Below are 24,534 nucleotides of genomic sequence, written 5' to 3'. Positions count from 1 at the left end.
CTCTGTCAGTTCAGATACAAGCGGACACGAAATAATTCACCGCTATTTACGTTTTTTTGCCTGGGGCGCAATTTGCCTGCAATCGGAGCACCTACCCCGTGGCAAACGGGCTTCTTGTGGCGAGCGGGCTTGCCCCGCGTTGGGCCGCGAAGCAGCCCCAATAGAGCCTCCGCTTTCCTTCAGACAGAAATGCGGTGTTTGGTTTTGGGGCCGCTTTGCGGCCCAACGCGGGGCAAGCCCGCTCGCCACACGTTTAAAGAGGACTTATCCCGATGCCCGCCACTGCCGCCCGTCTTGTCTACCGTCAACCACAACCCGGTGACGTGCAGCGATTGTTCGCGATCTTCGGCGACCCGCAGACCAACCTCTTCAATCCATCGGGCCCCATGCCCAGTCTGTCCGCTGCCCAACGCCTGCTCGACCAGTGGATCGCACAGTGGGTCACCCACGGCTATGGCTGGTGGGCGATTGCCCATCAGCAAGCCCCGGACTCCATCATCGGCTTCGGCGGTATTGCGCCGCTCAACTACCTCACGCAACCGCGCATCAACCTGGGTTACCGCTTTGCCGTGGAGGCCTGGGGGCAGGGCTACGCCACTGAATTGGCACGCGATGCCCTCGCGCTGGCGTTTGACACCCTCGGTTTACCGGAAGTCTTCGGCCTGGTACGGCCCGACCACGCGGCGTCGATCCGCGTGCTGGAGAAGGTCGGCATGCAGCCGTTCGGTGTGCTCGACGATGTGCCTGGTAAAGCCCCGAGCCTTGTCATGCGTGTTTGTCGTCCTACAACCTAGCCGCACCTGACAGTTTTCACAGCCATGTGATAGCCCACAAAAGCCGCAATCTTTCAGATTGACAGCGGGTAGGTAGCCCGATATAAAAGCCACAGTTGTACGACGACATATGACGTTACATATGTCCTACCTAACAAAAATAAAAAGTGATGCCATGAACTTGATCGAGCCCATCCACGCCCAGCGTGTTGGCCAGGCGGTAGGCAACTATCGCTGGACCATCTGCGCGATGTTGTTTTTCGCGACCACCGTCAACTACCTCGACCGTCAGGTGCTCAGCCTGCTCGCGCCGCAGTTGTCGACGCAATTTGGCTGGAGCAACACCGATTACGCCAATATCGCGGCGGTGTTCCAGTTTGTGTATGCGATCTCCATGCTGTTCGCCGGTCGGTTCGTCGACAAGATCGGCACCAAGGCGGCCTATGTGATCGCGATTGCGATCTGGTCCACCGGCGCCATCATGCATGCGTTCTCGGTACCGATGGGCGAGGGCATCGCAGCAATCAGCGGTGCGATCGGCCTGGCGGTGATTCCGGTATCCATCGCCGGCTTCATGTTGTCCCGTGCGGTGCTGGCGATTGGCGAGGCGGGTAATTTCCCGATTGCGATCAAGGCCACCGCCGAATATTTCCCCAAGAAAGAACGCTCGCTGGCCACCGGGATCTTCAACTCCGGCGCCAACGTCGGTGCGATCCTGGCGCCAATCTGTGTGCCGCTGATCGCCGGGATGTGGGGCTGGGAAGCGGCCTTTATGGTCATCGGCATGCTGGGCTTTGTGTGGGTGGCGGTATGGGCGGCGGTGTATGAGAAGCCGGAGCAGCAAAAACGCTTGTCGGCCGAAGAGCTGGCCTATATCCGCAGCGACCAGAGCGTGCAGCCGTTGACTGCGGCCCCAGCGGGTGCGGCGGCGAAGAAAGTCTCGTGGTTCAAATTGCTCACCTACCGCCAGACCTGGGCGTTTGCCTTCGGCAAGTTCATGACCGACGGCGTGTGGTGGTTCTTCCTGTTCTGGCTGCCCACCTACCTGTCGGCGCAATACGGCATGAAAGGCGCCGATATCGTCATGCCGTTGGCCGTGCTGTACAGCATGACCATGGTCGGCAGCATCGGCGGCGGCTGGTTCCCCAGCTACTTCATGGCCCGTGGCGACGCACCTTACGACGGCCGCATGAAAGCCATGCTGGTGATCGCGCTGTTCCCGTTGGTGGTGTTGCTGGCGCAGCCGTTGGGCTACATCAGCTTCTGGGTGCCGGTATTGCTGATCGGCGTGGGTGCTTCGGCTCACCAGGCGTGGTCGTGCAACATCTTCACCACCGTGTCGGACATGTTCCCGCAGAAAACCGTGGCCTCGGTGGTCGGCATTGGCGGCATGGCCGGCGGTATCGGCGGTGTGGTGATGACCAAGATCGGCGGCTGGGTGTTCGACTATTACAAGTCCATCAATGACATCCACACCGGCTACATGATCATGTTCGCGATCTGTGCGCTGGCGTACCTGGTGGCCTGGAGCGTGATGAAGACGCTGGTGCCGCGCCATAAGGAAATCACTGACCTGTAACCCAGACCCACTACCTCTGTGGCGAGCGGGCTTGTCCCGCGTTGGGCTGCGCAGCAGCCCCAATCAGGATCACTGTGTTCTGTCAGGTAAACCGCAGCGCCTGGTTTTGGGGCTGCTGCGCAGCCCAACGCGGGGCAAGCCCGCTCGCCACAGGTTTTTCGAATCACCTATAAAGTTGTGTCGATACCCATTCCTTCAAGCGCCTTTTCTACAACGCGCGCGCCCAGGTCTGGCTGACCAATTGCTTGCCGAAACTCAAGGTCGGCTCCTCTTCCACCAACTCGAAACCGGCCTTTTGATAGAGCTTGCGCGCATCGGTCAAGGCGCTCATGGTCCACAGCATCATGCGGGTGTAACCGGCATCGCGGGCAAAGCGCAGGCATTCGTCCACCAGGCGCTGGCCGATGCCCTGGCCCCGCGCACTCGCATCCACGTAGAGCATGCGCAACTTGGCGGTTGTATCGTCATGGCGCACAACGAACACCGAGCCGACCACCTCGCCATCCTTCTCCGCGATCCAGCAGCGCTCCCGCGCCGGGTCGAACTCGCGCAGGTACTTGGCGACGATCTCCGCCACCAGCGCTTCAAACTCCCAGTTCCATTGGTATTCGCGGGCGTACAGCGCGGATTGTCGCTGCACCACCAGTCCCATATCTCCAGGTCGTGGATCGCGCAACAGGTAGCTCGACGCGCTGCCTTGCAGCAGCCCCTGGATGCGTTGCATGGCGTCGGTCAGTTGCTGTTGTTGGGGCTCGGGCAGGCCATCGAGCAGGGCGATGACTTCATCCTGGGTCTGCTGTTCCAGGGGCGCCAGGACCGCGCGGCCGAGATCGGTGAGGTGCAATTGCACCGCGCGCGCGTCGGTGGCGGAGCGGACTTTCTGGATCAGGCCGTTTTTCTCGAAACCACTGGTCAGGCGGCTCAGGTAACCCGCGTCGAGGCTGAGCATCTGGCACAGGTCGGCGCTGGTGAGGTCGCCACGGGACGACAGCTCGTACATCACGCGAATTTCAGTCAGGGAATAGTCGCTGTGCAAGAGGTGTTCCTGCAGCACGCCGATCTGGTGGGTGTAGAAGCGATTGAAGCCGCGCACGATGCCGGCGCGTTCCACAAGCAGGGGAGTGGACATGGCGGATACTCGAATGGTTGCCTGAGTCAATTATATTGTTGCTTCAGGCAAACATGTCAACGGCTATGATCGCCGGTCATGGTCATCCCTGGTTTGGCCGTCGCCTGTGGGCTCGTCAATATGATCCGAATCGCCATGACCACGCCGATCAGCACCGCGCCCAGGCCCGCGGCTTCCATGAGTGTGGGCCAGCGCCCGTGGAACCACAGGCCGAGCAGGGTGGCGAAGAGTGATTCGAGGGCGATCAATTGGCCGCTGAGCACCATTGGCAGGCGTCGGGTCGCGGCGTTCCAGGCCCATGCGCCGATGAGGGTCGACATCACCGCGATGATCAGGCTCCAGGCATAGAGCGGGCCTGCTTGGGAAAGGCCGAAGCCGCGCGTTGGCAGCTTGAACACGCCGAGTACCTGTATGAACGGCAGCAGGCACAGCGTGGCGACACCGGTGCCCACCATCATCAGCGCAGTCCAGAGGCCGGTTGCGGGTGCCGCCAGGTGCGTCAATTGCCTTTGGTTGATCACGCTGAACCACAACCAGATGGCAACCGCACTCAGGGAAAAAAACAGCCCTGCCCACCAGGCGTTTGTATCCAATGAAGGTTGATGGAAGCTGCTGAGGTTCGACAGCAAGAGGCCCAACGCCAGGCATGACAAGGGGGCTGCCAGACGGCGCCACGGGACGGTGCTGGTGCTGGCGTTGCCCACCAGGGCCAACAACACCGGCACCGTGCCGATAAACGCCGGGGTCATGACCGGCCCGCCGAACATCACGCCTGCGGCGATGCACACGCCGTAGCCCAGGCAACCCAATGCCCCGAGGGCGGCGGCGAGGTATCGTTGGCCGGGCCTGAGCAATCGCAGTTGAGCCCGGCATAGCAGCACACCCATGAGGCCCATCACGCCTGCGATCAGGAACCGCACGGCCATCAGGTCATAGAGGCTGTAGCCAGCGGTGACGTAGGGCGCGATGAAGTTCAGCGCCCAGCCCAATGTCGCAACAACCGCGAGCAGCACGCCGACGGCAATGGAGGTCTGTGCAGCGTTCATCTGGGGGCATCCATTGAGGTAATGGATCCATGGTGCCCAGTCATGCGGGTGTGCTACAAACGAGTTCTCGGCCCTGGATGTATAACCTCAGATTATGAATACACTCGGCAAGACCCTACCGCCCCTGGCCAGCCTATTGCCGTTTGAAGCGGCGGCACGCCTGGGCAGTTTCTCCAAGGCTGCCGATGAGCTGCACCTCACCCAGGCCGCCATCAGCCGCCAGATTCGCGGGCTGGAAGACAACCTGGGCGTGAAGCTGTTTAGTCGGCGCAACCGAGCGGTGTTCCTGACCCAAGAGGGGCGGGAACTGGGCAAGGTGGTCGGCGAAGCGCTGCGCAGCATCAGTGAAAGTGCCGCCAGCCTGCGGGTGTCACCGCACAGTCATCGCGTGGTGCTGCTGTGCCAATTATGCGAAGCGTTCTATTGGCTGATGCCGCGCCTGTCGACGTTCCACCAGCAATACCCGCATATCGAAATCCAGGTGGTGACCTCCACCCGTCCCCTGACGGAGTTCACCCAGCATTTCGACGTGGCCTTGCAAAGTACCGGGCGTGCGAGTGGCGCCCATCCGCTGATGTTCACCGCGGCTGACGAAGTGTTCCCGGTGTGCAGCCCTGCCTACCTGCGCACAAAAAAACCGCTATCGCTCGCCGGGTTGCAGGCGTGCACCTTGTTGCACCACAGCTCCCACCCTCCGCACTTGATGGAGTGGGACCGCTGGCTGCAGGTGTTCGACCAGGCCGTGGCCGGGGATACGCGCGGAGCCACCTTCGACAGTTACCCGCTGATGTTGCAGGCTGCGGTGGAGGGGCACGGTGTCGCCATGGGCTGGCGGCGTACCGCGAGCAAGTTGATTGAAACGGGGGCGCTGGTCAGGCCCTGTACCGAGAGCGTGCATTTGCCGGAGGCCATTTCGGTCTATAGGCAGCAGGGAGGAGGCAGTCGAGCCGAGATCACGGCATTGCTCGACTGGCTGGAGGTCCAATTGCAGGGAGAAAGCTGACAGGGGCGCCACCGCCCCTGTCATGTGCCGCTATGGGTTGCGCGTCACTCGCCACACGGTATTGGCCAGGTCATCGGCGATGATCAGCGCGCCTTTCGGGTCCACCGTCACACCCACCGGGCGCCCACGGGTCTTGCCGTCGTCACCGCGAAAACCGGTGGCGAAATCAATCGGCTCGCCCGATGGCTTGCCATTGCTGAACGGCACGAAGATGACCTTGTAGCCCACCGGGTTGTCGCGGTTCCAACTGCCGTGTTCGCCGACGAATACGCCGTCGGCAAATGTATCGCCCATGGCCGGGATGGAAAAGTCCACGCCCAGTGCGGCCACGTGGGAACCGAGGCTGTAATCCGGCTTGATCGCGGCGGCGACTTTGGCCGGGTTCTGCGGTTGTGCACGTGGGTCGACGTTCTGGCCCCAATAGCTGTAGGGCCAGCCGTAAAACGCGCCTTCTTTCACCGACGTCAGGTAGTCGGGCACCAGGTCGGGGCCGAGTTCGTCGCGTTCGTTGACCACCGTCCACAGTTGCCCGGAGTCGGGTTGAATGGTCAGCGCCGTCGGGTTGCGCAGGCCGGTGGCGTAAGGTTTGTGCGCGCCGGTCGCTGCATCGATCTGCCAGACCATGGCGCGGTCGATTTCCACTTCCATGCCACGTTCGGTGACGTTGCTGTTGGAACCGATCCCCACGTAGAGCTGGCGCCCATCGGCACTCACCGCCAGGGATTTGGTCCAGTGATGGTTGATCTGCGCCGGCAGGTCGGTGACTTTGACCGGTGCGCCGCTGGCCTTGGTCTGGCCGTCGGTGTAATCGAAGCGCACCAACGCATCCTGGTTGGCCACGTAGAGCTTGCCATCGGCAAACGCCAGGCCGTAGGGCGCGTTGAGGTTGTCGGCGAACACGGTCTTGAGCTCGTAGGTGCCGTCACCGTCGGCATCGCGCAGCAGCGTCAGGCGGTTGCCGCCCTTGACCTTGGTGTTGCCCTGGGCCTTGATCACGCTGGCGATCACATCCTTGGGCTTGAGCTTGGCCGCGCTGCCCCCACGGCCTTCGGCGATCAGGATGTCACCGTTGGGCAGCACCAGGGTCTGGCGCGGGATGGCCAGGTCGGTGGCGATGGCGGTGACGCTGTAGCCTTCGGGCACCTTGGGTTTCTGATCGCCCCAGGGGGTTGGCTCGGCGATCTTCATGCTCGGCAACAGGCTGCTTTGCTGCTCCGGCAGCTTGGGGTCGGGGCCGCGGGCCTGGGTCTTGTCACCTTCGCCACCGCAGGCGCTCAGCAACAGCGCGGCGCTCAATACGCTCAGTGCGTGGGACGTTTTCATTTGGCACCTCCCGAGCGCAGGCCGGTCCAGGTGGCCGCCAGTGTCAGCAGCAAGACGATGGCCGACATGATCAGCCCGGCAGGCATTGAGGCGTAGGCATCCTTGGCATGTTGAAAGGCATTGACCAGCCCTAATACCCAGGTGGCTAACAGCAGCAGGACATACCGCGTGGGTTGCCCCGCCTTGCGCTCGGCGCGAAGCAGGTTGACCAGCGCAAACAGAAACGCGAGCCCACAGAACACCAGAGCACCGGCGATCAGCCAGGACGCAAAGTTGGCCCATTGAATCTGGTAGGTCTGGGTGTAGGCAATGTCGCTGAGCAAGGCACCCAGAAACAGCGGCACGGTGCCGGCCAGCAAGGTCGCATGCAGCGGCCCCGGCGTGTATCGGTAGGCGGGAAGGGTTGTCATGGTAAGGCGGCTCCTTGTTGTACAACGCCCCTGGTCGGGGCTGCGCATAGGAAATGAACGCCTTACGTGTCAGATAGTTCAGCATAATTCGTGTCGAAATATTAAGACTCAGTCTGAAAGCTGGCATGCTCAGGGCCTGACATAAGGAGCCGTCCCCATGCCAACCCTGCACCTGCTGTGCGGCAAGATCGCCTCGGGCAAGTCAACGCTTGCCAAGACCCTGGTGGCCGAACACGCCGCCATCCTGCTCAGCGAAGACACCTGGCTCGCCCAACTGTACCCCGGTGAAATCCTCTCGATCGCCGACTACCTGCGCTGTGCCCAGCGGATTCGCGGGGTGTTGGGGCCGCTGGTGGTCAACCTGCTTGAATCCGGCGTCAACGTGGTGCTGGATTTTCCGGCCAACACCCTGGCCAATCGCGAATGGCTGCTGGGGTTGGCGCAGGCCGCCGAGGTGCCGCATCGGCTGCATTACCTCGAACGGGACGACGCCACCTGCCGCGCCCGGCTGCATGCGCGCAATGCGCGGGGCGACCACGATTTTGCGGCGACGGACGCCGAGTTTGATCTGATCACAAGGCATTTCTGCGTGCCGAGTGAGGCGGAAGGGCTGGTGATCGAGGTGCATCGCGCATGAATAACCCTTCTACGGGCCTCGACGCGGACGGCTTTATCCTCACCGTCGCCGACACCCCCGTGCAGCGTGAATACCAGTCATTGCTGGCGAAGATCTGTCAGTGCATTTCGAACGGTTTCGGCCGTCCCGTGACATCGCGCTGGCGGTGAATGGCGATTTCCATATCGTATTGAGCACCTACCTCACGCGCATCGCGTGCGCCGATACCGAGACGCAGCGGCTTCGCTTGCAGCGCGAGGCTTCACGCAAGCTGATCAGGTCCACTCATGTACTGCGCTCGGAAGAGGCGTCGACATGGCCGCACACCCTTGAAGAGCATGTGGCGATGTTCGTCCGGGGGTATCCGCAGCGGGTCACTCACATTGCGTTCTTTCTCTTTGAGGCCAAGAACCCTGGCGCCACGATGGAAAACTTCATCACGCGGCTTCGAGCTTTTCTGGATTGGATGGCTTCACCCGCAGGCACTGCGTAGCAGCCCCAGTAAAGAAGAACGTGCTGTAGCAGACACTCTGTAGCGGCTGGTTTTGGGGCTGCTTCGCAGCCCAACGCGGGCGGTGCGACGATTCGCCAAGCCCGCTCGCCACAGGGGGATTTGTCAGGGGCTGAAAAGTTGCGTAGATACCCATGCCTACCAGATGGCGACAATCATCAGGACTTGAAGCGCCCCACCAAGCCATTCAACTCATCCGACAGATTCGCCAAGCGCCCCGAGTCGTCCTGCGCCGAGTTGGCCAGGCTTTCCACCAGTCGCGCTTCGTCGTAGATCTGTTGGATATGCCGGTTGATCTCCTCGGCCACGCTGTGTTGTTCCTCGGCGGCGGCGGAGATTTGCAGGTTCTGGTCGCGGATTTCGTTGACCGACAACTGGATGCCTTCAAAGCTGTCACGCGCGCTTTCGATGGACGACACGCTGGCTCGTGACAGGTCCAGGCAACTGCCCATCTTTTGCGTGACTTCCTGGGTCTTGTTTTCCAGGGTGCCGAGCAGGTGCTCGATCTCGCCGGTGGAGTCGGAGGTGCGCTTGGCCAACGCGCGCACTTCGTCGGCGACCACGGCAAAGCCACGACCCTGGTCACCGGCACGGGCGGCCTCGATGGCGGCATTGAGCGCCAGCAGGTTGGTCTGTTCGGCAATCGCGCGGATGGTGCCGATGATCTGGTTGATGCTGCGACTGCCGGCTTCGAGTTCGACCATGGCGTCGGACGACTCGGTCAAGCGGCGGCCCAGGCGATTGACGTTATCGGTGGTGACTTCGATCTGTTGCTTGCCCTCGGCCACGCGGCGATGGCCGTTCTCCGCCGAATCCGCCGCACTGCTGCAGGAGCGCGCGACTTCGTTGGCGGTGGCGACCATTTCATTGAACGCGGTGGACACCAGTTCCACCGCCTCGCGTTGACGGCCGGCGGCTTCATTCATGTTGTGCGCCACTTCACTGTTGACCTTGGACGCGTTGTGCAAATTGGCCGACGCCGCGCCGATGTGCTGGATCAATTGGCGGATGGCGGCGAGGAACTTGTTGAACCAGCCGGCCAGTTCGGCGGTTTCATCCTTGCCCTGCACCTGCAGTTCGTGGCGCAGGTCGCCTTCACCCTCGGCAATCGACTGCAAACCGGTACTGACCTGGCCGATAGGCTTGACGATTACTTTGGAAAACGCCGCCGCGAGCACGCCGAAGATCAGCACCAGCACGCCGACGATGACGGCGGTGAGGTAGGTCATGCGTGTGGCTTCGGCCATGACTTCGCGGTGTTCAATCAGGCCGATATAGCGCCAGCCCAGGCCGGGGGACGTCCACACGTTGGCCATGTAGCGCACGCCGTTGATTTCCACTTCGGTAGACCCTTGGGTCTCGGCCAAGTGTGCGTAGGCGGCACCCAGGTCCTTGAGCGGCTTGAAGCTGTGGGCGGCGTCGCGCGGGTCGACCAGCACCACGCCGTCTTCGATCAGCATCACGTAACCGCTTTCGCCGAGCTTGATGCTCTTGACCAGTTCGGTGAGGTTCTTCAGCGACACGCTGACCACGAACACGCCCTTGGCTTTGCCGGCGCTATCCAGCAATGCCCGGGCAGTGCCGACCAGCGCCACGTCGTCTTTGTCGTAGTAGTAAGCCGGCGTGCGCACGGTCTTGCCGGGGCTGGCCATGGCGGCCTTGTACCAAGGGCGCGCGCGTGGGTCGTACTTGGCCAGTTGCGGATCATCCGGCCATTTGACGTAAGTGCCGTCTTCCAGGCCGATGGAGAGGATGGCGGCTGCCGGGTGCGTGGCGCCGAAGCGCGCAAAGCGCTCGATGACCGCTTGTGCCGCTGCTGGCATCGGCTGACTGGCGGCGTCGGCGGGCTGGTAGTTCTTCAGCGTTTCCACGGAGGAGTACACAGGATCCATGGCCATTTGATCGACGTTCTGCTGCGTACCGTCGAAGAACTGGCGGATATTGCCATCGATCTGGCGGATTTCCCGGGTGCTGCCATCAATAAACTGGTCAACGGCCTGGGTCCGTGTGTTCATCACGGAGATGACCGCCACCAGGCTTACCGGGATAAACGCGACCGAGACAAAAGCCAGCACCAGCTTATTTTTTATTTTCATCGAGACGACCATCAGCGTAGGGGGCGGTCAAACCGTCTCGCTCCGGAAAAAGAGCGCGGCGATTTGCTATCACCGCTGTTTCGGCCCGATGCCGGTAAATCTTTAGGGTTTTTTGTACACAATACAAAGTGCTTATTGTTCTGTATCCAATCAGTAGACATCACGCAGATAGCGCTTCTGTTCGCTCAACTGGCGCCAGTACTCCACGGCGCCCTCAACACCAAGCCTGCCGTGGGTTTGCGCGACCTGGCGCAGAGCCTGGTCGACGTCTTTGGCCATGTGGCTGGCATCCCCGCAGATATACAGCTGCGCGCCGTCCTGCAGCCAGCGCCACAGCTCGGCGCCGTGTTCGTGGATGCGGTCCTGCACGTAGACCTTCTGCGCCTGGTCGCGGGAGAACGCCAGGCTCAGGTGAGTGAGCAAGCCGTCGTGCTGCATGCCTTGCAGTTCGTCCTGGTAGTAAAAGTCGCTGGCCGCGTGTTGCTCGCCAAAGAACAGCCAGTTGCGGCCCTGATGCCCTTGGGACCGACGTTCCTGCAAAAACGCGCGGAACGGCGCCACACCGGTGCCGGGGCCGATCATGATCATCGGCACGTCGCCGTTGGCCGGTGTGCGGAAGTGTTTGGACGGCTGCACGAACAACGGCACCTCGCTGTCTGCGGCGCGGTCGGCGAGGAAGGTCGAGGACACGCCCTTGCGCTTGCCATAGCGCACGGCGGCCACGGTGAGGTGCACTTCCTGCGGGTAGGCTTTGGCGCTGGAGGCGATTGAATACAAACGCGGTTGCAGGCGCTTGAGGGTGCCGAGCAGTTCGTCCGCCGAGCAATCGATGGGGTATTCGTGCAGCACATCCACCAGTTGTCGGCCCCACAGCCAGCCTTGCAATTCGGCTTTGCGCTCAGGGTTCAGCAGTTGCTTGAGGCCTGGGTTGGTGCTGCGCTCGGCAATAAAGGCCAAGGTGTCGCTGCTGGGCCGGGCAATTTCGAAACGCTGGGTCAGCGCCTGGTGCAGCGGTACATCGCCGAAGGTGTCGATGTTCACGCAGGCAGCCGGATCCAGACGCGTCAGGTCGAGCAGTTCGCTGACCAGTTCCGGGCAGTTGCGTGGCATGACGCCCAGGGCATCACCGGCTTCATAGCTCAGCCCGGAATCGGTCAGGTCCAGGGCGAACTGGCGGGTTTCCTTGTGGGCGCTCTGTGGGTTCAGGTGCCGGTTGAGCAGCAGTCGTGAGCCATGCAGTTTGGTTTTGCCTGCCGGTGTGGCGGGCGTTACCGGGGCTACGGGCTTTGCCGGGTGGAGGGTCTGTTGGAACCGGGCCAGCCACGCATCGGCGCGTTCTTCGAATTCGGTGTCGCAGTCGACGCGTTCAAGCAGGCGGGTGGCGCCCAACTCCAGCAAGCGCTGGTCGAGTCGCTGGCCGTGCTTGCAGAACTGGTCGTAATTCGGATCACCCAAGGCCAGCACCGCAAAGCGCAGCGACTCCAGGCGGATCTCGACGGTGCTGAGGCTGTGCCAGAAGCCTTCGCCGTTGTCGGGCGGGTCGCCGTCGCCGAAGGTGCTGCTGATCAGCGCGAGGTTTTGTGTGCTCGCCAGTTTGCTCGCCGGGAAATCCGCCATCGCGCTGAGCTCCACGCTGATGCCCGCGTCGCGCAAGCGCTTGGCGAATCGCTCGGCGAGGGCTTCGGCGTTACCGGTCTGCGAGGCCCATAACAGGGTGACGGCCGGGGAGGGCGGTGCTGTAACGGCGCTGGCTTCTGCACGGCTGAACAGCCCGCCGAGCAAACCGTCCAGCCACAGGCGGGTGTCCTTGGCCAGCGGCGCATGGCTTGGCATCACCGGCACACCGGCTGCCTGGCGCCCGGCGTCGGAGCGCAGGCCGCTGAGGAAACCTGCGAGGTAAGTGCGTTCGCTGTCGCTCAATGAGGGGGCCGGCACGTTGCGGATGCCGGCAATATCGGCGAAGGCGTCGAGGCGCGACATGGCGAGGTCCTCTGCTAAGGGGGAACGGTCATTGGTGGCCGGCCTATCGAGAAACTGATGATCGATCAACTCGACTCGGGCCAAGGCCACGGCACAGAACTTGAACTCGGGCTGCAGGGAAATCGGATCGACCGCGTCGTTGGTCACCGCGTTGATCGCCAGGTGTTCGCCAAACACATCGTTCCAGTGGAAGGGCGCAAAACAATTGCCCGGGCGCACGCGGTCGGTGACCACTGCAGGCAGCACGGCTCGTCCGCGCTGGGAGCGCACCTCCACGCGGTCCTTGTCCTTGATGCCGAGGCTGGCGGCGTCTTCAGGGTGCAGTTCGACGAAGGGGCCGGGGTTGAGTTTGTTCAGTGTGGCGACCTTGCCGGTCTTGGTCAGGGTGTGCCACTGGTGCTGCAAACGGCCGGTGTTGAGCACGAACGGGAAGGCTGTGTCGGGCATCTCCGCCGGCGGCATATGCGGACGCGCGAGGAACTGGCCTTTGCCGTTTTCGGTGGCGAATCTGAGCGTGCCTGTATTCAGGTAGCGGATCGGGTTGCGCTCCGCACCAGCCTCTGAAGAGCAGGGCCATTGCAGCGGTTGTTCGCGTAGCCGTGCATGGCTGGCGCCACGAATGTCGTAGCCGGTCTTGGGGTTCCAGGCGCGCTTGATCTCGTCGAAGACCTCGGCGGCGCTGGCGTAGGTGAAGGCGTCGGCAAAGCCCATCTCGCAGGCCACCCTGGCGATGATCTGCCAGTCGGGCAAGGTCTGGCCCGGTGGTTCGACGGCCTTTTGCATCAGGGTCAGGTTGCGCTCGGAGTTGATCATCACCCCTTCGGCCTCGGCCCACAGTGCGCCGGGCAGCAGGATGTCGGCGTAGCGGTTGGTCTCGGTGTCGAGGAAGGCATCCTGGGTGATCACCAGTTCGGCGGCTTGCAGGGCTTCGATGACCTTGCGGCGATTGGGCGCGCTGGCCACCGGGTTGGTGCAGATGATCCAGCAGGCCTTGATCTGCCCCGCGCTCATCTGCTCGAACAGTGCCACGGTGCCGCCGCCGACCTGGCGCGGCAGGCTGCCTGCGGGGATCTGCCAGAGGTCTTCGATAAATGCGCGGTCGGCCTCCACCAGCACCGAGCGCTGCCCCGGCAGGCCAGGGCCCATGTAGCCCATCTCACGGCCGCCCATGGCGTTGGGTTGGCCGGTGAGGGAAAACGGTCCGCTGCCGGGGCGGCAGATGGCGCCGGTGGCCAGGTGCAGGTTGCACAGGGCGTTGGTGTTCCAGGTGCCGTGGGTGCTTTGGTTGAGGCCCATGGTCCAGCAGCTCATCCACTCGGCGGCTGCACCGATCCAGTCGGCGGCCTGGCGGATGTCTGCTTCGGCCAGGCCGGTGATGTCGGCGACGGTCTGCGGCGGGTAGTCTTCGAGGAAGCCGGGCATGGCCTCCCAGCCCTCGGTGAACGCGGCAATAAAGGCCGGATCGGTGTGGCCGTTCTTGACCAGCAGGTGCAACAGGCCATTGAGCAGGGCGAGGTCGGTGCCCGGTTTGATCGGCAGGTACAGGCCGGCTTTGTCGGCGGTGGCGCTGCGCCGTGGGTCGACCACGATCAGCTTCGCCCCGGCCTTGACCCGGTCCATCATGCGCAGGAACAGGATCGGGTGACAGTCGGCCATATTGGCGCCGATCACGAAGAACAGGTCGGCGCGGTCGAAGTCTTCATAGGAGCCCGGCGGCCCGTCGGAGCCGAGGGACAGCTTGTAGCCGCTGCCAGCACTGGCCATGCACAGGCGTGAGTTGGACTCGACGTTGTTGGTGCGTACAAAGCCCTTGGCCAATTTGTTGATCAGGTACTGGGCCTCCAGGGACATTTGCCCGGACACATAAAAGGACAGGGCATCCGGCCCGTGGCTGTCGAGGATGCCGCGCAGGCGCCCGGCGGTTTCGCTGATGGCGGTGTCCATGGCGATGCGCACTGGGTCGTGGTCACGCTTCTCACGCAGGTACGCGTTCTCCATCCGCCCGGACTCGGCGATGGCCTGCCCGCAGGTGGTGCCTTTGGTGCACAGGCGGCCGAAGTTGGTCGGGTGGGCCTTGTCGCCGATCACCTTGACCACCTTATTGTTCTCCACCTGCATGACGATGCCGCAGCCCACGCCACAATAAGGACACACACTGCGTACGCTTTGGTTTGCCATCCGTAACCCTCGAAACTTTTTCTGCCCGCCAACAAAAAAGCGCCCTGCAACCCTCCGTTGGAAACGGGGATTGCACGGCGCCTTTGTCGTGAATGGGCAATCAGCGTTGACTGCTCTGTGTGTGTTCCTAGCAAGTCACGCGCCAATTTCTTGAGCACAGGTTAATTGTGGCGAGCGGGCTTGTCCCGCGTTGGGCTGCGCAGCAGCCCCAAACCCAGGCACCTCAGTCGTTACAGGAAGCAAGCAGTGGCAGTAATGGGGCGGCTTCGCCACCCAACGCGGGGCAAGCCCGCTCGCCACAACAGTCCCGCTCACCATAGAAGCATTTGTGAGCCTTTGAACGTGCGCTTTTTTGAAGCAAGGCGCACCAGTTGGAGGCGAAATTGGGTGCGCTTTGTGCAGTTGATTGCCTGTCGCCGCCGTGAGTACTCGCTTGCGGCCAATTGGCACGCCACCTGCAAGCTCCCCCTCAACCCACCTCGGTCAACGACGATCGACAACCAGGGCATAAAGCGGTAGATCCGGCGCAGTCGCCGATTCGATCCCGCATAAGAACAGGCAAAGACGCCTGGAACCGTAAGGTTTCAGGCGTTTTTTTTTGCTTTTTAAATCGTGATGAACGTTGTCGGGTGCTTGATATGAACAAACAGATGAAAACCCTGATCGTCGTCGGCAATGGCATGGTCGGCCACCATTGCCTGGAGCAACTGATCGAACGCGGCGCGCTGGATCACTACCGGCTGCACGTGTTCAGCGAAGAGCCGATGCGTGCCTATGACCGCGTGCATCTGTCCGAGTATTTCACCGGCCGCGATGCCGAGTCGTTGGCACTGTCCGACGCCTCGCTGTACCAGGTGCCGGGCGTCACCTTGCACCTGGGGGTGCCGGTGCTGGAGATCGACCGCGCCCGTTGCGAGGTGATCACCGCCGACGGGTGCGTGGCGTACGACAAGCTGGTACTCGCCACCGGCTCTTATCCGTTCGTGCCGCCGATCGAGGGCGCCGAAGGCGACTCGCGGCTGGTGTATCGCACCCTGCAAGACCTCGACGCCATTCGCACCGCAGCCGCCAATGCGCGCCGTGGTGTGGTGGTGGGCGGTGGCCTGCTCGGCCTGGAAGCCGCCAACGCCCTGAAAAGCCTGGGCCTGGAAGCCCACGTGGTGGAATTCGCACCGCGTCTGATGCCGGTGCAGCTGGATGATTTTGGCGGCTTGGCGCTTAAGGCCCAGATCGAGCGGCTGGGCGTCGGTGTGCATCTGTCCCGCGCTACCCAGTCGATCAGTGCCGGCGAGCAGTACCGCTACCGCATGAATTTTGCCAATGACGAGTTCCTTGAGACTGACTTGATCGTGTTCTCCGCCGGGATCCGCGCCCAGGACGCCCTGGCCCGCCAGGCCGGCCTGGACATCGGCCCGCGCGGCGGCGTGGTGATCAACGATGAGTGTTTGAGCTGCGATCCCAACATCTACGCAATTGGCGAATGCGCCTCCTGGAACGGCAGCCTGTTCGGCCTGGTTGCGCCGGGTTACCAGATGGCCCGTGGCGTCGCCGCGCTGTTGTGCGAGCACACCGCTGAGCCCTTTGTCGGCGCCGACATGTCCACCAAGCTCAAGCTGCTGGGCGTGGACGTGGGCTCCATCGGCGACGCCCACGCCCATACACCGGGTGCGCGCAGCTACCAGTTCATCGACGAGGCGAGCGCCAGCTATCGGCGCCTGGTGGTGGATGCGAGCGGCAAACACGTGATCGGCGCGGTGCTGGTCGGCGACAACAGCTACTACGACACCTTGCTGCAATACATGCAGAACAGCATCGCGCTGCCGGCCGAACCGGCCAGCCTGATCCTGCCATCGTCCAGCGGCGCACCGACCCTCGGCCCAGGCGCCTTGCCGGACTCGGCCACGGTGTGCTCGTGCCACAACGTCAACAAGGGCGCGATCTGCTCGGCCATCGACGGCGGTTGCAGCGACCTCGGCCTGCTCAAGTCGCAGACCAAGGCCTGCACCGGTTGCGGTGGGTGCGCCGGCTTGCTCAAGCAGGTGTTTGAGCACGAGCTGATTGCCCGCGGCGTCAGCGTCGACAAGAGCCTGTGCGAACACTTCGCCTACACCCGCCAGGAGTTGTATGCCCTGGTGCGCGTGGAAGGGGTGCTCACGTTTGAAGAACTGCTGGCCAAACACGGCCGTGGCCACACTGGTTGCGATGTGTGCAAACCGGCGGTGGGGTCGATCCTGGCCTCGTGCTGGAACCAGCCGATCATGGACGCGTCCCTGGTGCCGTTGCAGGACACCAACGATACCTTCATGGCCAACATGCAGAAGAACGGTACCTACTCGGTGGTGCCACGTATTCCGGGCGGCGAGATCACTGCCGACAAGCTGATCGTGATTGGCGAAGTGGCGAAGAAATACGACCTCTACACCAAGATCACCGGCGGTCAGCGCATCGACCTGTTTGGCGCGCAACTGCACGAGCTGCCGGACATCTGGGCCGAGCTGATCGCCGCCGGGTTTGAAACCGGGCACGCCTACGGCAAGTCCACGCGCACGGTGAAGTCCTGCGTGGGCAGCACCTGGTGCCGCTACGGTGTGCAGGACAGCGTGAAAATGGCGCTGTTGATCGAAGATCGCTACAAGGGCCTGCGTTCGCCGCACAAGCTCAAGTTCGCGGTGTCCGGCTGCACCCGCGAATGTGCCGAGGCGCAGAGCAAGGACGTGGGCGTGATCGCCACCGAGAAGGGCTGGAACCTCTACATCGCCGGCAACGGCGGCATGCGTCCACGGCACGCCGAACTGTTCGCCACCGACCTCGATGACGCCACGCTGATCCAGTACATCGACCGCTTCCTGATGTTCTACATCCGCACCGCCGACAAATTGCAACGCACCTCGGTCTGGCGCGAAAGCCTGGAAGGCGGCCTGGATTTTCTCAAGGACGTGATCCTGCACGACAGCCTGGGCCTGGGCGCCGAACTCGAAGCGCAAATGCAACTGGTGGTCGACCGCTACGAATGCGAGTGGGCCAACGCCCTCAAGGATCCAGAAAAACTCAAGCGCTTCCGCACCTTCGTCAACGACAAACGCCCCGACCCGGACATCCACTTTGTCCAGGAACGCGGCCAGCGTCGGCCGATCATGGCCGCCGAACTCAACCTGATTGCCGTCACCGAGGAGCTTGCCTGATGAGCCAGTCCAACACACAGCGCAACCTTGCCACCTGGAAAAGCGTGTGCAAAGAGACCGACCTGGTGAGTAATTCCGGCGTAGTGGTGTGGCTGGACGGCGCCCAAGTCGCGCTGTTCTACCTGCCCGGCGCCCAGGACCAGACGCTGTACGCCGTCGACAACCACGACCCGGAATCCGGCGCGAATGTAATCGGTCGTGGGCTGGTCGGCAGCATCAAGGGCGACCTGGTGGTGGCTGCACCGATCTACAAACAGCATTACCGTTTGCACGACGGCCAATGCCTGGAGGCACCGCATCAACGCCTGAGGGTATGGCCAGTGCGGTTGAACGGCGGCGTGGTGGAATTGGCCGTGGGCTGACACACCTCGGCCTAAATGTGGGAGGGGCGGTGCGACGATTCGACTTGCTCCCGATAGCAGTGTGTCAGCCAACAGATTCACTAGCTGACCCACCGCCATCGGGAGCAAGCCCCCTCCCAGAGTTGGGTCGTTTTACTGCTCTTTGCTGCAATCCCGCGGCGTGATGCCTTTCTCCTTGGCGTACTGCGCCGCTGAGGCTTCGATGATCGGCCGCAACAAGGCGCGATCGGCTTGTACCCAGTCGCTGATCAGGTTCCAGCGCTGGCCGTCCCATTGCTGGAAGCGTACGGCGCCGCCGCCTTCGTGCTCGGCGCAGGACAGTTTCAGCGGTTGCACCAGGCCCTTGGCGCCCAGTGCTTGCAGGCGTGCATCGTCGAGGTTCAGGTGTTCGAAGCCCCAGCGTACCTGCTCGCCGGTCAGCGGTTGGTGGCCGTATTTTTCCTGGGCCAGGCGCAGGGCTTCGACGTTGAGAATGCCGTTGACCACGCCCAGGTTGTAATACACGGTGCCGAAACGCTTGGGGTCGGCCAGGTTGCCCTTGCCGGTGTCTACCACGCTTTGCTTGATGCCTTGCAGTACCGGGAAGTCGGTGCCCGACGGGTGGGTGGTGATCGAGATAAACCCTTTGGCGGCGGCACCGGCCGGTACCACGTCTTCTTCGGAGTTGCTCCAGATATTGCCGATGATGTGATCGGCCGGATAGCCGACTTTCTGCGCGGATTTAAGCGCCACCGGGTTCATCACGCCCCAGCCGCGCAGGATCACCCAGTCGGGCTTGAGGCGACGGATGTTCAGCCACTGCGATTGCTGCTCGTTGCCGGGGTGCGGCACTTCCAGCAGGGTCAGTTCGAAGCCGGCGTTTTTTGCCAGGGTTTCGAGCACGCCATTGGTTTCCTTGCCGTATGGCGAGCCGTGGTAGAGCACGGCGATTTTCTTGCCTTTGAGCTTGTCGGCGCCGCCTTCGCGTTGGCCGATGTAGTTGATGATCGCCGAGACTTCCGAATACGGGTTGAGCTGCAGCGGGAACACGTAGGGGAACACGCTGCCGTCGGTAGAGTCGGTGCGGCCATGGTTGATGGTGATCAGCGGCAGCTTGTCGGCGGTGGAGCGGTCCAGGGTGGCATAGGCGATGCCGACTGACAGCGGGTTGGTGGCCGCGGCCGGTGCACCGTTGAGCCCGCCCTTGAGGCGCTCGTAGCATTCGACGCCTTTTTCCACCACGTACTCGGTTTCGCACTCGCTCCAGGTCAGCTTGACGCCGTTCACCCCGCCCTTGGAATTGATGTATTGCAGGTAGTCGATGAAGCCACCGAAGAAACCGGTGCCGCCGGCCGCGTACGGGCCGACCCGGTAGCTCTGCAAGGGGAAGTATTGTTCGTTGGCAGCCTGGGCGCCGGCCGTGAGCCCAGCGGTGATCAGGGCCAGGCCCAAGGCCAGGCGGCGCAGCGATAAGCGGTGTGTCATGGAGGTCATTCCTGGGGGGTTATTGAGTTCAGTAACGCAGCGGCCAAACCCTGGCCCGTTGACGAAAGCGCTGCCACAGACGGGCCAGCCCCTCCGGTTCCTTGATCAAAAAAGCGATGATCAGCGCGCCAAACAGCATCTTCTGGATGTTTTCCAACTGGCCCGCGTCCATCAGGCCGGCGGGCAAAAGGCTGAAGAGATTGCCCAGCAGAATGGGGAACAACACGATGAACGCGGCGCCGAGGACGTTGCCGAGCACGCTGCCCAGGCCGCCGATAATGATGATGAACAGCACCTGGAACGAGCGGCTCAGGTCAAAGCCGTGGGACTCGACCGTGCCCAGGTAGGCGAACGCCCACAGTGAACCGGCGACGCCCAGGTAGAAGCCGCTGATGGCAAACGCCAGCAGCTTGGCCTTCAACAGGCGAATGCCGATGACGGCAGCGGCGGTGTCCATGTCGCGAACTGCCATCCAGTTGCGGCCCAGTTCGCTGCGCACCAGGTTTTTGCCCAGCCAGAACAGCGCCACTACCACGGCCAACGTCAGCACATAGCGGCCACGCGGTGAGCTGAAGTCCAGCCCGGCAATCAGCAGCGGCGGCGAGGTGATCACGCCCGAGGCGTTGTCGTTGGTAAACCAGCTGAAGCGGGTGAGCACCCACTCGACCACGAACTGCGCGGCCAGGGTCGCCACCAGCAGGTAAAAGCCCTTGATGCGCAGGCTCGGCAAACCGAAGAACACCGCCACCGCTGCGGCGATCACGCCGCCCAGGGCGAAGCTGACCAGCAGCGGCAGACCGGGCACGCGCAGTTGCAGGTTGTAGGCGGCAAACGCGCCCACCGCCATGAACGCCGCCGAGCCCAGTGAAAGTTGCCCGGCATAGCCCGTCAGCAGGTTGAGCCCAAGCCCGGCCAGCGACAGCACCAGCAGCGGCACCAGGATTGCGCTGAACCAGTAGTCATTGCCCAGCCAAGGCACTGCAAAAAACGCCACGCCCAGCAGCAGCCACAGCGCGACGCGGTCCTGGCGCAGGCGAAAGGTGCGGCGCTCGGCCGCGTAGGAGGTACTGATTTGACCGACTTCTTGATACAACATGCAGGCATTTCCCCAAAGACAATCAAACCCGTTCGATGGCGCGCTCGCCGAACAACCCGGCAGGCCGCACCAACAGGAACAGCAACGCCAGAACGTACGGCACCCAATTTTCAATGCCGCTGCCGATGATCGGGCCGAGGTAGATCTCGGCGATTTTCTCCGCCGCACCGATGATCAGGCCGCCGACAATCGCCCCGCCGATGGACGAGAACCCGCCGATGATCAGCACCGGCAGCGCCTTGAGCACCACCAGCGAGAGCGAGAACTGCACCCCCAGGCGCGCGCCCCAGAGCAACCCGGCCACCAGGCCGACAAACCCGGCCACCGCCCACACCAACGCCCAGATGCGCGGCAAGCGAATACCGATCGCCATGGACGCCAGCGGGTCATCGGCCACCGCGCGCAATGACAAGCCCACCCGCGTTTTGTTGAACAACAGCGACAGGACGATCACCAGCGCGGCGGCGGTGCCGGCGGCAAACAGGTCGAATTGCGAAAGCAGCATGCCGCGGATTTCCAGCGGTTCGTCGGCGATGCCGAGGTCCAGCCCGTGCACCTGCGCACCCCAGAGGAACTGCGCAAAACCTTCGATCATGTAGGACAGCCCGAGGGTCGCCATGAAGAGGATGATCGGTGGACGATTGACCAAGGGCCGCAGCACCACTTTTTCGATCAGCAGCGCCAGCACCACCATGCTCGCCAGGGTGATCAGGAATGCCCAGGCAAACGGGAAGCCGCGCTCCAGCAGGCTGACAAACGTCAGGGCGGCGAACAGCACCATGGCGCCCTGGGCAAAATTGAACACGCCGGAGGCCTTGTAGATCAGCACAAAACCAATCGCCACCAAGGCATACATCACGCCGGCCAGCAGCCCGCCGATCAGCACTTCGAAGAAAAATTCCATGCTCAGGTCCCCAGGTAGGCGGCGATGACATCGGGGTTGGCGCGTACCTGTTGCGGGGTGCCGTCGCCGATCTTGCGACCGTAGTCGAGGACCACCACGTGGTCGCACAAGCCCATGACCATGCCGATGTCGTGTTCGATCAACACCACGGTGGTGCCGAACTCGCGGTTGATGTCGCGGATGAACTGGCTCATCTGGGCTTTCTCCTGGGCGTTCATGCCGGCCATGGGTTCATCCAGCAACAGCAGGGTGGGTTCGGACGCCAGGGCGCGGGCCAGTTCGACACGTTTTTGCAGGCCATAGGGCAGGGTGCCGACCAGCACGTGGCGCCAGGGATGGATCTGCAGGAAGGCAATCACCTTTTCCGCGTGCAGGCGGTGGGCGTCGTCCTCGCGTGGGGCGCGGCCCACGCGCAGCATCTGCTCCAGCCAACTGCTGCGGCGTTTGAGGTTGCGCCCGGTGAGCACGTTGTCGAGCACGCTCATGCCCTTGAACAGCGCGATATTCTGGAAAGTCCGCGCAATCCCGCCCTCGGCCGCCTGGTGCGCGCGCATGCGCCGCCGGGTCTGGCCGGCGTAGTGGATGCTGCCGCTCTGGGGGTGGTAGACCCCGTTGATCACATTGAGCAGCGAACTTTTGCCCGCGCCATTGGGGCCGATCAGGCCGCAGATGTCGCCGGCCTTGACCTCGAAACTGATGGAGGTGATGGCCTTGATGCCCTTGAACGACAGGGAGATGTCATCGAGCCGAAGTAATGTCGCTTCAGTAGGTGTGCGCATGGAAGGCTCGTCAGGCAGATTGAGGCAGCAAGTGTTCGCTGGGGGCGTGGTGGGTGGACGGCTCTTGCCAATGGCCAGGATGAATGCCCAGGGCCGCAAAGAAGGCGGCACTTTCCGGATGCAGCGGCGGCCCGACCAGCAAGGGCACGCGCAGCCGGCTCATGCCCAGCACATCCAGCAAAGGTCGACGCACCAGCCAATGGCCCAGCCAGCGGCGCACGGGAGAGCGGGTCGGCTGCATGGCCCAGTCGTATAAACGATGGCTGACGCTGCCCGGCAGTGGCAGGCGTTCACGCACCCATTGCTCCAGGCGCGCATAGGATTCGCGGGTGCCCAGCACCAGGGTCGGGCCCAGTTCGCGGCGGTCGTTGTCGCGGGTGGCGAGGGCTTCCGGGAAGTTCAGCCGAAAGCCCGCGTGCAGCCAGGGCGCCAGCAGGTAACGCGCCTGGCCGCTGGCGGCAAACACCCGCGCGGCGAGGGCTTCGTCGTCGGCGCCGAGGCGTTCGCGGTCGACCAGCGTCCGGGCACCCGCGAGCAGTTGCGCGTGGGTCAAGTGCAGGGACGTGTCGGCATGAAAGACGAAGGCGCTGTCGCTCGGCTGCGGGGCGTGGGCGGGTGGCGGTGTGTCGGCACGTAGCTCGGCATAGTCGATCAAGTCGGCGTTCTGGGACTGGCTCAGGCCACGCCCGTCGAGGAACACCACCACCCCACGCTCACCGAGTTGTTGCAGCGCTTCCAAGTCCTGCACGAGCACGAAGCGCGGTCGCAGCCCGGCGAGCAGCGCCCGGTTGTCGCGGTCCGGGTCCAGCAGCGTCACGCTGGCGCCCAGCCATTGCGCCGCCAGCGCCAGCAGCAACGCTTCGGGGCGCGCTTGGCTGAGGATCAACAGGTTATCGTCGGGCCCGAAGCTGCGCTGATGCAAGGCAGCGGCGAGTTGGCTGACCTCGTCCGCCACCTCGCTCCAGCTGCGCTCATGCCAGATGCCCAGGCGCTTGAAGCGCAAGGCAATCGCCGAGCCTCGGGTGTGGGCTTGGCGCAACAGCGCCTGGGGCAGTGTCTGGGGCATGGGGGCATCCTTCGTCAGTATGCGAAGGCGATTGCACGCGCCATGCCAGAGGATTAAATGCTTTTATTTCAATAAGATATGTGGGTTTTTAGGAGAGGGGGCGTGTGTGGATTCAGCACAAGCTGTCCAAGCACTGTTGTTGGGCCAACAGCGCCGTCAGCGGGTCTTGAAGTGAGCGCAACGCTGCTTCCAGGCCGGCGAGGGCACTGGTGAGGGGCAGTGGGCCGGATGTGACATGGGCGGCAGCACTGCTCATGGAGGCCTGAGCCAGTGCGACTATGGATGCGCCCTCCCGGTAGGCCTGATCGGCGGCCATGGCAACGGTCGCCAGGTAGCCGTCGATGTCACCTGCCTTGAACAATCCCCACGCCCCCGGAACCAGCCGCACTTCGACGACGGCGTTCGATTGCAGCGCCGCCTGGTGAAACAGTCGCGAGGTGGGTTCGAGTGTGGTTTCCACCGCGCACAACACCGCGACTTTTCCGCCAGCTTGCACCGCCGAGGCGGACAGCGCTTCGTCTGTTCTCAGGATCGGGACACTGCTGGAGATACCTTCAACGACCGGGCCCAGGGTCGAGCAGGTGAGCACCACGGCGTCGGCCTGTTCAGCCAGTGCAAGCAGGGCTGATGCGGTGGATGCGCAGATGTCGGCGCTCAGATGGCCGGCGTTTTCGGCAGCAGCCAATAAGTCGGCGCGCACTTCATGGCGTAGCACATCAGCGCCGATACCCAGTGCTTTCGCGGCGGTGTCAAAGACGCTGATGTTGCTGGCTGCGGTATGAAGGCAGGCGATGCGCATGGGCTGTTTCCAGTGCTGAAAGGCTTGGCGATGATTAAGATGCAGCCCGCACCTGGCTAAAGCAAGGGAGCTGCTAAGACCATTGCGCATTACTGGAAAATTAACCAAGGAATAGTAATGCCGGATAGTTAAGGAGAAACACTGTAACTGTGGCGAGCGGGCTTGCCCCGCGTTGGGCTGCGCAGCAGCCCCAATAAGAGCGCTGCAGAGTGCCAGGCACGTCCGGGGCTGTGTTTTG

General features: G+C 62.9%; 20 protein-coding genes. 8 read left to right on the top strand and 12 right to left on the bottom strand.

Annotated features, from left to right (window positions below):
* Nucleotides 1-272 precede the first annotated feature (272 nt).
* The gene (locus tag J1G35_RS18290) at nucleotides 273-794 is read left to right on the top strand and encodes a GNAT family N-acetyltransferase (RefSeq protein ID WP_223015652.1); all 522 of its coding nucleotides are present in this window, start codon (nucleotides 273-275) and stop codon (nucleotides 792-794) included.
* Between the two features lie 154 nt (nucleotides 795-948).
* The gene (locus J1G35_RS18285) at nucleotides 949-2,352 is read left to right on the top strand and encodes an MFS transporter (RefSeq protein WP_053128168.1); all 1,404 of its coding nucleotides are present in this window, start codon (nucleotides 949-951) and stop codon (nucleotides 2,350-2,352) included.
* Between the two features lie 208 nt (nucleotides 2,353-2,560).
* Here the strand turns inward: J1G35_RS18285 and J1G35_RS18280 are convergent, their stop codons facing one another.
* Together J1G35_RS18280 and J1G35_RS18275 are read right to left on the bottom strand one after the other, a co-directional pair.
* A complete protein-coding gene (locus J1G35_RS18280; RefSeq protein WP_223015651.1) occupies nucleotides 2,561-3,481 on the bottom strand; it encodes a helix-turn-helix domain-containing GNAT family N-acetyltransferase in 921 nt (306 codons plus the stop codon).
* A 56-nt stretch (nucleotides 3,482-3,537) separates the two neighbouring features.
* Entirely contained in the window at nucleotides 3,538-4,527 is a 990-nt protein-coding gene (locus J1G35_RS18275) for a DMT family transporter (protein WP_223015650.1), read from the bottom strand.
* A gap of 94 nt (nucleotides 4,528-4,621) precedes the next feature.
* On the opposite strand from J1G35_RS18275, the gene J1G35_RS18270 reads away from it, so the two are divergent.
* The gene (locus J1G35_RS18270; protein ID WP_223015649.1) at nucleotides 4,622-5,530 is read left to right on the top strand and encodes a LysR substrate-binding domain-containing protein; all 909 of its coding nucleotides are present in this window, start codon (nucleotides 4,622-4,624) and stop codon (nucleotides 5,528-5,530) included.
* 30 nt (nucleotides 5,531-5,560) lie between these two features.
* On the opposite strand, the gene J1G35_RS18265 is transcribed toward J1G35_RS18270, so the two are convergent.
* Together J1G35_RS18265 and J1G35_RS18260 are read right to left on the bottom strand one after the other, a co-directional pair.
* A complete protein-coding gene (locus tag J1G35_RS18265; RefSeq protein WP_223015648.1) occupies nucleotides 5,561-6,853 on the bottom strand; it encodes a sorbosone dehydrogenase family protein in 1,293 nt (430 codons plus the stop codon).
* Nucleotides 6,850-7,263: a DUF2231 domain-containing protein gene (locus tag J1G35_RS18260; RefSeq protein ID WP_053138898.1), complete on the bottom strand. Its 414-nt coding sequence runs from the start codon at nucleotides 7,261-7,263 to the stop codon at nucleotides 6,850-6,852. Before J1G35_RS18260 ends, J1G35_RS18265 begins: the two co-directional genes overlap by 4 nt.
* A gap of 157 nt (nucleotides 7,264-7,420) precedes the next feature.
* On the opposite strand from J1G35_RS18260, the gene J1G35_RS18255 reads away from it, so the two are divergent.
* From J1G35_RS18255 to J1G35_RS18245, 3 genes are read left to right on the top strand one after another with little or no spacing between them, the layout of a single operon-like run.
* Complete coding sequence (locus J1G35_RS18255) at nucleotides 7,421-7,900, top strand: ATP-binding protein (protein WP_223015647.1); 480 nt, start codon at nucleotides 7,421-7,423, stop codon at nucleotides 7,898-7,900.
* On the top strand, nucleotides 7,897-8,049 hold the full coding sequence (locus J1G35_RS18250; RefSeq protein WP_223015646.1) for a hypothetical protein: 153 nt from the start codon (nucleotides 7,897-7,899) through the stop codon (nucleotides 8,047-8,049). The genes J1G35_RS18255 and J1G35_RS18250 overlap by 4 nt, the downstream gene beginning before the upstream one ends.
* The gene (locus J1G35_RS18245; protein WP_223015645.1) at nucleotides 8,001-8,372 is read left to right on the top strand and encodes a hypothetical protein; all 372 of its coding nucleotides are present in this window, start codon (nucleotides 8,001-8,003) and stop codon (nucleotides 8,370-8,372) included. The genes J1G35_RS18250 and J1G35_RS18245 overlap by 49 nt, the downstream gene beginning before the upstream one ends.
* A gap of 176 nt (nucleotides 8,373-8,548) precedes the next feature.
* On the opposite strand, the gene J1G35_RS18240 is transcribed toward J1G35_RS18245, so the two are convergent.
* On the bottom strand, nucleotides 8,549-10,486 hold the full coding sequence (locus tag J1G35_RS18240; RefSeq protein ID WP_223015644.1) for a methyl-accepting chemotaxis protein: 1,938 nt from the start codon (nucleotides 10,484-10,486) through the stop codon (nucleotides 8,549-8,551).
* Nucleotides 10,487-10,636: 150 nt separating this feature from the next.
* Nucleotides 10,637-14,644, bottom strand: coding sequence for a bifunctional nitrate reductase/sulfite reductase flavoprotein subunit alpha (locus tag J1G35_RS18235; RefSeq protein WP_223015643.1), 4,008 nt, complete (start codon nucleotides 14,642-14,644; stop codon nucleotides 10,637-10,639).
* Nucleotides 14,645-15,282: 638 nt separating this feature from the next.
* On the opposite strand from J1G35_RS18235, the gene nirB reads away from it, so the two are divergent.
* Nucleotides 15,283-17,826, top strand: a complete 2,544-nt coding sequence (nirB, locus tag J1G35_RS18230; protein ID WP_223015642.1) for a nitrite reductase large subunit NirB — start codon at nucleotides 15,283-15,285, stop codon at nucleotides 17,824-17,826.
* Nucleotides 17,826-18,188 (top strand): nitrite reductase small subunit NirD, encoded by a 363-nt coding sequence (nirD, locus tag J1G35_RS18225; RefSeq protein ID WP_223015641.1) that lies wholly within the window; start codon nucleotides 17,826-17,828, stop codon nucleotides 18,186-18,188. The genes nirB and nirD overlap by 1 nt, the downstream gene beginning before the upstream one ends.
* 132 nt (nucleotides 18,189-18,320) lie before the next feature.
* Here nirD and J1G35_RS18220 read toward each other — a convergent pair whose 3' ends face one another.
* The 6 genes from J1G35_RS18220 to J1G35_RS18195 all read right to left on the bottom strand — a co-directional run bounded on the left by J1G35_RS18220 (nucleotide 18,321) and on the right by J1G35_RS18195 (nucleotide 24,296).
* Nucleotides 18,321-19,652: an ABC transporter substrate-binding protein gene (locus J1G35_RS18220; protein WP_223015640.1), complete on the bottom strand. Its 1,332-nt coding sequence runs from the start codon at nucleotides 19,650-19,652 to the stop codon at nucleotides 18,321-18,323.
* Between the two features lie 28 nt (nucleotides 19,653-19,680).
* Complete coding sequence (locus tag J1G35_RS18215) at nucleotides 19,681-20,748, bottom strand: branched-chain amino acid ABC transporter permease (RefSeq protein ID WP_223015639.1); 1,068 nt, start codon at nucleotides 20,746-20,748, stop codon at nucleotides 19,681-19,683.
* A gap of 22 nt (nucleotides 20,749-20,770) precedes the next feature.
* Nucleotides 20,771-21,652 (bottom strand): branched-chain amino acid ABC transporter permease, encoded by an 882-nt coding sequence (locus J1G35_RS18210; protein WP_053139125.1) that lies wholly within the window; start codon nucleotides 21,650-21,652, stop codon nucleotides 20,771-20,773.
* A gap of 2 nt (nucleotides 21,653-21,654) precedes the next feature.
* Complete coding sequence (locus J1G35_RS18205; protein ID WP_223015638.1) at nucleotides 21,655-22,431, bottom strand: ABC transporter ATP-binding protein; 777 nt, start codon at nucleotides 22,429-22,431, stop codon at nucleotides 21,655-21,657.
* Nucleotides 22,432-22,441: 10 nt separating this feature from the next.
* Nucleotides 22,442-23,497, bottom strand: a complete 1,056-nt coding sequence (locus tag J1G35_RS18200; protein WP_223015637.1) for an AMP-binding protein — start codon at nucleotides 23,495-23,497, stop codon at nucleotides 22,442-22,444.
* A gap of 112 nt (nucleotides 23,498-23,609) precedes the next feature.
* Entirely contained in the window at nucleotides 23,610-24,296 is a 687-nt protein-coding gene (locus J1G35_RS18195) for an aspartate/glutamate racemase family protein (protein ID WP_223015636.1), read from the bottom strand.
* Between the last annotated feature and the right edge of the window lie 238 nt (nucleotides 24,297-24,534).

Origin of the sequence: Pseudomonas sp. SH10-3B (genome assembly GCF_019891415.1) — a bacterium.
Lineage (GTDB): Bacteria > Pseudomonadota > Gammaproteobacteria > Pseudomonadales > Pseudomonadaceae > Aquipseudomonas.
This window is presented reverse-complemented; position numbering and strand designations above follow the sequence as displayed.

Bases quoted from the DNA above. Each gene is read 5' to 3' on its own strand.
- J1G35_RS18250 (WP_223015646.1), top strand. From the start codon at position 7,897: ATGAATAACCCTTCTACGGGCCTCGACGCGGACGGCTTTATCCTCACC.
- J1G35_RS18260 (WP_053138898.1), bottom strand. From the start codon at position 7,263: ATGACAACCCTTCCCGCCTACCGATACACGCCGGGGCCGCTGCATGCG.
- J1G35_RS18265 (WP_223015648.1), bottom strand. From the start codon at position 6,853: ATGAAAACGTCCCACGCACTGAGCGTATTGAGCGCCGCGCTGTTGCTG.
- J1G35_RS18240 (WP_223015644.1), bottom strand. From the start codon at position 10,486: ATGAAAATAAAAAATAAGCTGGTGCTGGCTTTTGTCTCGGTCGCGTTT.
- J1G35_RS18270 (WP_223015649.1), top strand. From the start codon at position 4,622: ATGAATACACTCGGCAAGACCCTACCGCCCCTGGCCAGCCTATTGCCG.
- J1G35_RS18205 (WP_223015638.1), bottom strand. From the start codon at position 22,431: ATGCGCACACCTACTGAAGCGACATTACTTCGGCTCGATGACATCTCC.
- nirD (WP_223015641.1), top strand. From the start codon at position 17,826: ATGAGCCAGTCCAACACACAGCGCAACCTTGCCACCTGGAAAAGCGTG.
- J1G35_RS18255 (WP_223015647.1), top strand. From the start codon at position 7,421: ATGCCAACCCTGCACCTGCTGTGCGGCAAGATCGCCTCGGGCAAGTCA.
- J1G35_RS18220 (WP_223015640.1), bottom strand. From the start codon at position 19,652: ATGACACACCGCTTATCGCTGCGCCGCCTGGCCTTGGGCCTGGCCCTG.
- J1G35_RS18285 (WP_053128168.1), top strand. From the start codon at position 949: ATGAACTTGATCGAGCCCATCCACGCCCAGCGTGTTGGCCAGGCGGTA.
- J1G35_RS18200 (WP_223015637.1), bottom strand. From the start codon at position 23,497: ATGCCCCAGACACTGCCCCAGGCGCTGTTGCGCCAAGCCCACACCCGA.
- J1G35_RS18275 (WP_223015650.1), bottom strand. From the start codon at position 4,527: ATGAACGCTGCACAGACCTCCATTGCCGTCGGCGTGCTGCTCGCGGTT.
- J1G35_RS18290 (WP_223015652.1), top strand. From the start codon at position 273: ATGCCCGCCACTGCCGCCCGTCTTGTCTACCGTCAACCACAACCCGGT.
- J1G35_RS18210 (WP_053139125.1), bottom strand. From the start codon at position 21,652: ATGGAATTTTTCTTCGAAGTGCTGATCGGCGGGCTGCTGGCCGGCGTG.
- nirB (WP_223015642.1), top strand. From the start codon at position 15,283: ATGAACAAACAGATGAAAACCCTGATCGTCGTCGGCAATGGCATGGTC.
- J1G35_RS18235 (WP_223015643.1), bottom strand. From the start codon at position 14,644: ATGGCAAACCAAAGCGTACGCAGTGTGTGTCCTTATTGTGGCGTGGGC.
- J1G35_RS18195 (WP_223015636.1), bottom strand. From the start codon at position 24,296: ATGCGCATCGCCTGCCTTCATACCGCAGCCAGCAACATCAGCGTCTTT.
- J1G35_RS18215 (WP_223015639.1), bottom strand. From the start codon at position 20,748: ATGTTGTATCAAGAAGTCGGTCAAATCAGTACCTCCTACGCGGCCGAG.
- J1G35_RS18280 (WP_223015651.1), bottom strand. From the start codon at position 3,481: ATGTCCACTCCCCTGCTTGTGGAACGCGCCGGCATCGTGCGCGGCTTC.